Source organism: Streptomyces sp. NPDC057638 (assembly GCF_042800315.1).
Classification (GTDB): Bacteria; Actinomycetota; Actinomycetes; order Streptomycetales; family Streptomycetaceae; genus Streptomyces.
On the sequence record NZ_JBHVHF010000348.1, the window covers coordinates 1 to 7,522 of the forward strand.

Annotated in this window: 7 protein-coding genes; 5 read left to right on the top strand and 2 right to left on the bottom strand. The window is 71.3% G+C overall.

Annotated features, from left to right (window positions below; genetic code table 11):
• Positions 1-177 precede the first annotated feature (177 nt).
• Both ACFVIM_RS30410 and ACFVIM_RS30415 read left to right on the top strand, forming a co-directional pair.
• Entirely contained in the window at positions 178-2,397 is a 2,220-nt protein-coding gene (locus ACFVIM_RS30410; RefSeq protein WP_384308091.1) for an NADP-dependent isocitrate dehydrogenase, read from the top strand.
• Between the two features lie 193 nt (positions 2,398-2,590).
• The gene (locus tag ACFVIM_RS30415; RefSeq protein WP_384308094.1) at positions 2,591-3,790 is read left to right on the top strand and encodes a cytochrome P450; all 1,200 of its coding nucleotides are present in this window, start codon (positions 2,591-2,593) and stop codon (positions 3,788-3,790) included.
• Positions 3,791-3,837: 47 nt separating this feature from the next.
• On the opposite strand, the gene ACFVIM_RS30420 is transcribed toward ACFVIM_RS30415, so the two are convergent.
• Positions 3,838-4,536: a transferase gene (locus tag ACFVIM_RS30420; protein WP_384308096.1), complete on the bottom strand. Its 699-nt coding sequence runs from the start codon at positions 4,534-4,536 to the stop codon at positions 3,838-3,840.
• An 89-nt stretch (positions 4,537-4,625) separates the two neighbouring features.
• Between ACFVIM_RS30420 and ACFVIM_RS30425 the strand changes: the two genes are divergently transcribed.
• On the top strand, positions 4,626-5,504 hold the full coding sequence (locus ACFVIM_RS30425) for a glycosyltransferase family 2 protein (RefSeq protein WP_384308099.1): 879 nt from the start codon (positions 4,626-4,628) through the stop codon (positions 5,502-5,504).
• An 8-nt stretch (positions 5,505-5,512) separates the two neighbouring features.
• Here ACFVIM_RS30425 and ACFVIM_RS30430 read toward each other — a convergent pair whose 3' ends face one another.
• Complete coding sequence (locus ACFVIM_RS30430; RefSeq protein ID WP_384308102.1) at positions 5,513-6,145, bottom strand: NAD-dependent epimerase/dehydratase family protein; 633 nt, start codon at positions 6,143-6,145, stop codon at positions 5,513-5,515.
• Between the two features lie 265 nt (positions 6,146-6,410).
• On the opposite strand from ACFVIM_RS30430, the gene ACFVIM_RS30435 reads away from it, so the two are divergent.
• Together ACFVIM_RS30435 and ACFVIM_RS30440 are read left to right on the top strand one after the other, a co-directional pair.
• The gene (locus tag ACFVIM_RS30435; RefSeq protein WP_384308105.1) at positions 6,411-6,626 is read left to right on the top strand and encodes a hypothetical protein; all 216 of its coding nucleotides are present in this window, start codon (positions 6,411-6,413) and stop codon (positions 6,624-6,626) included.
• Between the two features lie 345 nt (positions 6,627-6,971).
• Positions 6,972-7,466 carry a phospholipase gene (locus ACFVIM_RS30440; RefSeq protein WP_384308108.1) on the top strand — a complete coding sequence of 165 codons (495 nt, stop codon included), beginning with the start codon at positions 6,972-6,974 and terminating at the stop codon, positions 7,464-7,466.
• Positions 7,467-7,522: the final 56 nt, after the last annotated feature.

A 7,522-nucleotide genomic window follows, 5' to 3' on the forward strand; every position in this document is an offset into this window, starting at 1 on the left:
GGTGCGCACCCCGCACGGGCCCTTCTCCCGTCTTCGGGCGGGAAACAGGGGCCGGGGCGCTCCCTCCGCGTCCCCCATGGCGGAGGGCACACCCCGGCCCCCTTCGGCGCCGGTCGCGGGACGAGATATCTTGATGTCAAGCAATGTTGCAGACGTGGACGTGGAGCGGAGCACCCGGTGACTGACTCGACCATCATCTACACCCACACGGATGAGGCCCCGGCCCTGGCGACGTATTCGTTCTTGCCCGTGGTCGAGGCCTACGCCTCGACGGCCGGGGTCACGGTGGAAACCCGTGACATCTCCCTGGCCGGGCGGATCATCGCCAGCTTCCCCGAGCGTCTCGAAGAGGGCCAGCGCATTGGCGACGCCCTCGCCGAGCTGGGCGAACTGGCCAAGACGCCGCAGGCGAACATCATCAAGCTGCCGAACATCTCGGCCTCGATCCCGCAGCTGAAGGCCGCGATCACCGAGCTTCAGCAGCAGGGCTACGCGCTGCCGGACTACCCGGACGACCCGCGGACCGACGAGGAGCGCGACATCCGCGCCCGTTACGACAAGGTCAAGGGCAGCGCCGTCAACCCGGTCCTGCGCGAGGGCAACTCCGACCGCCGCGCCCCCGCCTCGGTCAAGAACTACGCCAAGGCCCACCCCCACCGCATGGGTGCCTGGACGGCCGACTCGAAGACCAACGTCGCGCACATGACCGCCGACGACTTCCGTTCCACCGAGAAGTCGGCCACCCTCGCCGAGGCGGGCTCGCTGCGGATCGAGCTGGCCCAGGCGGACGGCACCACCACCGTGCTGCGCGAGTCCGTACCGGTCCTCGCGGGCGAGGTCGTCGACTCCTCTGTGCTGCGCGTCGCCGCGCTCCGCGAGTTCCTCACGGCGCAGGTCGCCCGCGCCAAGGCCGAGGGTGTCCTCTTCTCGGTCCACCTCAAGGCCACCATGATGAAGGTCTCCGACCCGATCATCTTCGGCCATGTGGTCCGCGCCTTCTTCCCGAAGACCTTCGAGGCCCACGGCGAGGCGCTCGCCGCCGCCGGACTCAGCCCCAACGACGGCCTCGGCACCATCCTCAAGGGCCTGGAGGCCCTGCCCGGCGGCGCCGAGATCAAGGCGTCCTTCGACGCCGAGCTGGCCGAGGGCCCGGAGCTGGCCATGGTCGACTCCGACCGCGGCATCACCAACCTGCACGTCCCCAGCGACGTCATCGTGGACGCCTCCATGCCCGCGATGATCCGCACCTCCGGCCACATGTGGGGCCCGGACGGCCAGGAGGCCGACACCCTCGCCGTCATCCCCGACAGCAGCTACGCCGGGATCTACCAGGTCGCCATCGAGGACTGCCGCGCCCACGGCGCCTACGACCCCTCGACCATGGGCTCCGTCCCCAACGTCGGCCTCATGGCGCAGAAGGCCGAGGAGTACGGCAGCCACGACAAGACCTTCGAGATCCCGGCCGCGGGCACCATCCGCGTGGTCGACGCCTCCGGCGCCGTGGTGCTGGAGCACGAGGTCGGCGCCGGTGACATCTGGCGCATGTGCCAGACCAAGGACCTGCCGATCCGCGACTGGGTGAAGCTCGCCGTCACCCGCGCCCGCGCCACCGGCGACCCGGCGATCTTCTGGCTGGACGAGACCCGCGCCCACGACTCCAGCCTGATCGCCAAGGTCCGGCAGTACCTGCCGGAGCACGACACCGACGGACTGGACATCCAGATCCTCTCCCCGGTCAAGGCCATCGCCCGCTCCCTGGAGCGCATCCGCCGCGGCGAGAACACCATCTCCGTCACCGGCAACGTGCTCCGTGACTACCTGACCGACCTCTTCCCGATCCTGGAGCTGGGCACCAGCGCCAAGATGCTGTCGGTCGTCCCGCTGATGAACGGCGGCGGCCTCTTCGAGACCGGCGCCGGTGGCTCCGCGCCCAAGCACGTCCAGCAGCTGGTCAAGGAGAACTACCTCCGCTGGGACAGCCTCGGCGAGTTCCTGGCCCTCGCGGTCAGCTTCGAGCACCTCGCCCAGACCACGGGCAACGCCCGCGCCCAGGTCCTCGCGGACACCCTGGACCGCGCCACCGGCTCGTTCCTCAACGAGGACAAGTCCCCCAGCCGTCGCCTCGGCGGGATCGACAACCGTGGCAGCCACTTCTACCTGGCGCTGTACTGGGCCCAGGAGCTGGCCGGCCAGAGCGACGACCCGCAGCTCGCGGAGGCGTTCGCGGGGCTGGCGAAGACGCTCGGCGAGCAGGAGTCGGTGATCATCGACGAGCTGATCGCGGTGCAGGGCTCCCCCGTGGAGATCGGCGGCTACTACCAGCCCGACCCGGCGAAGGCCGCGGCCGTGATGCGCCCGTCGGCGACGTTCAACGAGGCGCTGGCCCAGCTGGGCTGACCTCGTCCGCGTGACGCGAGGGCCAAGGGGCTTCCCCCTTGGCCCTCGTGTCGTCCCCGGGCCCTTCTCGCGCGCGGGGCCGCGCCCGGCAACGGGGAGGGCGGGGTGAGAGTGACGCGTCCGGCTCTTGTGACGGTCTCCGTGGAGGGTGATGCTGGCGGCTCAACCACCCACCCCGCGTGAGGAGTTGGCCATGGGCCCCCAGCCGGTCACCCATCCCCGTTTCCCCTTCGTCACCCACCCCTCGGGCTGGGATGCCGTGGGAGAGGGGCTGCGCCGGGAGGCGGAGGTCGTCCGGGCCGCGCTCCCGGACGGGACGGAGATCTGGGTGGCCCTCAGCCACCGGCTCGCCCGCGAGGTGCTCACCAACCCGGCCTTCAGCCGCAGCGCCGCGACCGAGCCGGGCGCCCCCCGGGTGACGGAGGGGCTGGCCCTGCCCGCCATGCTCAGCTCGCTGGAGGGCGAGGACCACACCCGGATCCGGCGACTGCTGACGAAGGCGTTCACCCCGCGCATGGTCGAGGGGATGCGGCCATGGATCACGGAGGTGGTCACGGACTTCCTCGACGCGGCGGAACGCGAGGAGCCGGTCGACCTGGTCGCGGCCCTCGCGTCCCCGCTTCCGGTACGGGTGATGTGCGAACTGCTCGGGGTGCCCTTCGAGGACCGGGACCGGTTCGAGGCGTGGGTCCACACGATGGACGCGGTCGGCGACTCGACCGACGCGGTCCTGGCGGCGTTCGAGGAGTTCCAGGAGTATCTGCGCGCGCTGGTCGACCGCAGACGTCAGGACCCCGGGTCCGATCTGACCAGCGAACTCATCCGGGTCGCCGACGGCACCGACCAGCTCGGCCCGGAGGAGCTGATCGGCAACCTCCTGATGCTGCTGGGCGCCGGGACCGACACCACGGTGTGCCAGCTCGCCAGCTCCATAGCGGCCCTGCTCGGCGAGCCGGAACGGTACACGCTGCTGTGCTCCCGGCCCGAACTCGTGGACGGCGCGGTCGAGGAACTGCTGCGGTATCTGCTCCTCCTCCCCTGTGGCGCCATGATGCGGGTCGCGACGCGGGACACCGAACTGGGCGGGTGGACCGTCCGGGCGGGGGAGGGCGTGGCCGCGCTGACCTATCTGGCCAACCGGGACCCCGGCGTCTTCACGGAGCCGGACCGGTTCGATCTGGAACGGGCGGACGCGGGGCGCCATCTCTCGTTCGGCGCGGGCCCGCACTTCTGCGTGGGGGCGCAGCTCGCCCGGATGGAGCTGCGGATCGCCCTCGGCGAACTGGTCCGCCGCTTCCCCAAGGCCCGGCTGGCGGTCCCGGAGGAGGAACTCCGCTGGCGCGAGGGCGGCCTGATGCGGATGCCTCTCGCCCTGCCGGTCCTCCTCCGCTGAGCTCCGGTACGGATTCCCGACGTGAGGACGTGGTCGGGAGCGGGCGGTCACCGGTCCTGACATCGCCGTTGGGCACGGAGGCGGGTGCCGGCGGTATGCGGCGCACTGAGGGTGTGGTGGGCGGGAACAATCCGGGCGACGAGGGTGACGCCGCTGTCGATGCGACAGGAGCGGCCGATGGCGACGCCAGGGCCGAGTGCGATGTTGTGGCCGGTCTGAGTGTGGTCGCCGATCAGGCCGCCGAAGCGAGGGGTCGCACAGCGGTAGAGACCGTCCTCGCCGCGGAGGATGACTTCGCGGTGGGGGTGGCGCATGTCATCGCTCAGGTGGATGGCGGCGATGGTGACGGAGGAGGAGAGGTGGGCCCCAGTGCCGACGAGGCTGCGGTTGAGGCCGATCCGGTGGCCGAGCACGGCGTGCTCGCCGATGTAGCTGTGGGTGACTTCGCAGTTGAAGCCGACCTGAGCACCCGCGGCGAGGACGGAGGGGCCGCGGACGGTGGTGAACTCGTGAACGGTGGTGTGCGGGCCGAGGATGACCTCGGCACCGATGATCGCGGTGGGATGGACGCGGGCGGTGGGATGGACACGCTGGTCGCCCAGGAGGGTGAGGGCGGTGGCGTGCAGGGCGGGCCAGCGATGGAGGAAGTCGCCGAGGTCGTACCCGGCGAGATCGCCGTACGGGGTCTCGGCCAGCGCGCCCTCGGTCGCGCTGGTGAGGTAGGTGCCGAGTCGCAGAGCGGGCACGGGAGGCTCCTTGCCTGGTGCGGTGGGTGGGGTGTGGGCGGCTAGCATCACGGGCTCGGGCTGGGATGAAGAGCCGTGGGGAGTGGGTTGTGACGCGTCCGCGTGTGGGTGTGGCCGTGCTGACGATGGGCAACCGGCCCGCCGAGCTGCTGGCGCTGCTGGAGTCGGTGGCCCGGCAGGACGAGAGCGCGGCGCGGGTCGTCGTCGTCGGGAACGGGACGGGCTCGCTGCCGGTGCTGCCCGCTGGGGTGGACGGAGTGGAACTCCCGGAGAACCGGGGGGTGTCCGGCGGGCGCAACGTCGCCTGGGAACTGCTGCGCACATCGGACGATGTCGACGTCCTGGTGAACCTCGATGACGACGGGCTGCTGGTCGACACCGACGTGCTCCGCCGGGTCGCCGATCTGTACGCCGACGACCCCGGCCTGGGGATCGTGTCCTTCCGGATCGCGGACGAGCGGGGGCGGACACAGCGCCGCCATGTGCCACGGCTGCGGGCCGGGGACCCGATGCGGGGAGGGAAGGTCACCACGTTCCTCGGCGGCGGGCACGGCCTGTCGATGCGGATGCTGGAGGAGACCGGCGGGTGGCCGGAGGAGTTCTTCTTCACGCACGAGGAGACCGACCTGGCCTGGCGCGCGCTCGACGGCGGGTGGACGGTGGCCTACGAGCCGCGGCTCTTGTTGCGGCATCCGAAGACCAGCCCGGCACGGCACGCCGTGTATTACCGGATGACCGCCCGCAACCGGGTCTGGCTGGCGAAACGCCATCTTCCCGCTCCTCTCGTCCCGGTCTATCTCGGGGTGTGGACGGTGCTCACCCTGGCCCGCACTCGGTCCCTGGCCGGACTGCGGGCATGGGCGGGTGGTTTCGCCGAGGGGGTCCGCCGGCCGTGCGGTCAGCGGCGGCCGATGCGCTGGTCGACGGTGTGGCGCATGGCCCGCCTTGGCCGCCCCCCGGTCATCTGAGCGGGGGGCTATGCGGTGCTGGTGGGGGCGGTCATCCAGCCGGGGATCGCCGCCGGGTGCTCGCGCAGCCATGCCACGTATCGCGCGACGCCGTCGGGAAGGGTAACCGTGGGGGCCCAGCCCAGCATGGTCCTCATGCGGCGGATGGAGGCGTAGCCACCCAGCGGGTCGCCGGGCGGCATCGGGGTCTCCATCAGGCGCGTGTCCGGGTAGTGGGTGCGCACGAGGTCGGCGACGTCACGGACCCGGGTGGCCTTGCCGGTGCCGATGTTGAGGATCTCTGCGTGTGCCTGCGGCGAGACCAGGGCACGCAGCGTCGCCTCGGCGACATCATCGACGTGGATCAGGTCACGGACCTGGTGGCCGCCGCCGTTGAGATGCAGGGGCAGTCCGGCTTCGGCGCGCGCCGCGAACCAGGCCACCACCCACGAGTGCGAGCCGGGCTTGATGGTCTGCGGGTCGCCGTAGACGGAGAAGTAGCGGACCACGGTGTAGGAGGTGCCGACGGCGCCGAGGGTCAGCGCGGTCTGCCGCTCGCCCCACGCCTTGGTGTTCGCGTACACCGACACCGGGCGTAAGGGTGCGGCTTCATGGAACTGCGGGGCTATCCGCCCGTATACCGACTCCAGCAGCTGGCGCATCGTCAGAAGATCGGGATGGTGTGTCTCGTCGGGGTTTCCATCGCCGTAGACGCTGGCCGAGGAGACATAGACCAGACGGCGGACCCGGACGCATCTGGCCGCCGCCCGTGACGGTGAAGAGCCCTGGTGGACACTCTGGCTCAGTCCTTCCGCGATCGACGCTCAGACCGGCCGGGCCCTGCTCGCCGCCCATCACCCCGATCGAGCCGAGCCCTATCTCGCCGGGCGCACCGCCGGGGACGATGCCAGCTACCCTCGCGACCGCATGCTCTTCGCCAGCGAACTCGCCGACGCCCGCCTCCAGACCGGTGACGTCACAGGAGCGGTCGAATCCGCCTGCCAGGCCGTCGGTTTGGCCGAGCGGGTCGGCTCCCACCGCGTCCACCGTCACCTGGGCCGCGTCACCGCCACCCTGCGCCAGCGGCATGACAGCCACCCCGGAGTCCGTACCCTCCTCGCCGGCCTGCCCCGTGCCGGGTGACGGTGCACCGCCTTCACGCCCCGGGGGCGGGCGGGCGCCGGATGCCGCTGCTCCTGGCCCCGCGCACCCCTGTGACCTGACCCGGGCGGCGGGCGTGGCGCTGTCGTGCCGGCCCGGGGCCCGGGTGAAGCGGAACGCGTGCCGCCGGTGGTCACTCACGCCGTGCCTCGGTGGCGCAACTCCCGCTATCACTCCGTAGTTGAGCGAAAACCAGACTCATAGGCATGGTGAATCAGCCACGCGGGGATCTTGATATGGACGCGTCGAGACGGTTCCTCCACGCTTGCTCCGCCCCCGGGGAACCCCCAGGTGGGGCAGGGAGTCACCCGTCAACGGAGGAACCGGATGCGCCGTCGTCTCACCACCCCCCTGACCGCCGTCGCGCTCGCCGTGCCGCTCGCCCTCGGTCTCGCCGCGTCCCCGGCGGTCGCCGTGCCCGCGGACAAGCCGCAGGTGCTGAGCAACTGGACCCAGACCAGCGCCAGCAGCTACAACGCCTGGAACGCGGCGCGCGGTAACCAGTCCGCCTGGAGCGCCTACCGCTTCGACTGGTCCACCGACTACTGCTCCAACTCGCCCGACAACCCGTTCGGCTTCCCGTTCCAGAACTCCTGTGCGCGCCATGACTTCGGCTACCGCAACTACAAGGCCGCCGGTTCCTTCACCGCCAACAAGGCGCGGCTGGACAACGCCTTCCACGCCGACATGAAGCGGGTCTGTACGACCTACTCCGGCGCCACCAAGACCGCCTGTGACGCGCTCGCGTGGACCTACTACCAGGCCGTGGTGCAGTTCGGCCGCACCGCCCCGGCTCCGGCCGCCGTCCCGGCCGCCGCCTGACCCGACGCGCGCCGCGCATACGCGAAGAGCCCCCGACCGCAGAGGCGGTCGGGGGC

What these genes read in the sequence shown, in the direction of transcription:
- ACFVIM_RS30415 (WP_384308094.1), top strand. Translation starts at nt 2,591, where the DNA reads ATGGGCCCCCAGCCGGTCACCCATCCCCGTTTCCCCTTCGTCACCCAC.
- ACFVIM_RS30430 (WP_384308102.1), bottom strand. Translation starts at nt 6,145, where the DNA reads ATGCGCCAGCTGCTGGAGTCGGTATACGGGCGGATAGCCCCGCAGTTC.
- ACFVIM_RS30435 (WP_384308105.1), top strand. Translation starts at nt 6,411, where the DNA reads ATGCTCTTCGCCAGCGAACTCGCCGACGCCCGCCTCCAGACCGGTGAC.
- ACFVIM_RS30440 (WP_384308108.1), top strand. Translation starts at nt 6,972, where the DNA reads ATGCGCCGTCGTCTCACCACCCCCCTGACCGCCGTCGCGCTCGCCGTG.